Source organism: Pseudomonas sp. K5002 (assembly GCF_013386655.1).
Lineage (GTDB): Bacteria > Pseudomonadota > Gammaproteobacteria > Pseudomonadales > Pseudomonadaceae > Aquipseudomonas.
Genome location: NZ_JACARK010000926.1, coordinates 1 through 985 on the forward strand (window position 1 = coordinate 1; position 985 = coordinate 985).

General features: G+C 63.2%; 1 protein-coding gene and 1 pseudogene. Both read left to right on the forward strand.

Going from position 1 to position 985, the window contains the following annotated elements:
* A pseudogene (locus HX846_RS31100) lies at positions 1–342 on the forward strand (DNA-processing protein DprA); the annotation flags it as partial.
* 54 nt (positions 343–396) lie between these two features.
* Positions 397–954: an L-threonylcarbamoyladenylate synthase gene (locus tag HX846_RS31105; protein ID WP_178966862.1), complete on the forward strand. Its 558-nt coding sequence runs from the start codon at positions 397–399 to the stop codon at positions 952–954.
* The last annotated feature ends 31 nt before the right edge of the window (positions 955–985 follow it).

Below are 985 nucleotides of genomic sequence, written 5' to 3' on the forward strand. Positions count from 1 at the left end.
CGGCTGGCGGCGGAGCAAGGGCGCGAGGTATACGCCATCCCCGGCTCCATCCATCACCCCGGGGCCAAAGGCTGCCATCAACTGATCCGCGATGGCGCGGTGCTGGTGGAAACCATCGAGCACATTCTCGAAAACCTGCGTGGCTGGCAGGCCCTCTCCCGCCCGGCGCCGATTGCGGTCAATCATCCGCTGGTGGCGCTGTTGCACGCGGCGCCCCACACCAGTGAAGCCCTGGCGATTGCCAGTGGCAGGGCCTTGTCCGAGGTGCTGGCCAGCCTGACGGAGCTGGAACTGGAAGGCCGGGTGATCTGCGAAAGCGGGCGCTGGCTTGCGCGCGGCTAGGTTTTGTAACGAAGATCGGTAAACTGCGCAGAGCTTTAGTCCGGAGAGTGAGTAATGGTCAACAGGTGGCGGGTGCGAGAAGCCGCACGAGAAATTCGCGCAGGCGCAGTGATTGCCTATCCAACCGAGGCGGTCTGGGGCCTGGGCTGTGACCCTTGGAACGAAGAAGCGGTGGATCGGTTGCTGGCGATCAAGGGCCGGTCTGTGGATAAGGGGCTGATCCTGATTGCCGACAATATCCGTCAGTTCGATTTTCTCTTCGAAGACTTTCCCGATGAGTGGATGGATCGCATGGTCAGTACCTGGCCTGGCCCGAATACGTGGCTGGTGCCCCATCAGGACTTGCTGCCCGAGTGGATTACCGGGGTGCATGACACGGTGGCGTTGCGGGTGACTGATCATCCGCAAGTGCGGGATCTGTGCTCGCTGGTCGGGCCACTGATTTCCACCTCGGCCAACCCGCAGGGCCGCCCGGCGGCGCGCACGCGGATTCGTGTGGAGCAGTATTTCCGTGGGCAGGTGGATCTGGTGTTGGGGGGGAATCTGGGGGGGCGCAAGAACCCGAGTTTGATTCGGGATCTGGCGACGGGTGAGGTTGTGCGGCCTTCCTGAGACCGAGCCGCCTGCTTTCGCGAGCAAGCCC

Bases quoted from the DNA above. Each gene is read 5' to 3' on its own strand.
- HX846_RS31105 (WP_178966862.1), top strand. From the start codon at position 397: ATGGTCAACAGGTGGCGGGTGCGAGAAGCCGCACGAGAAATTCGCGCA.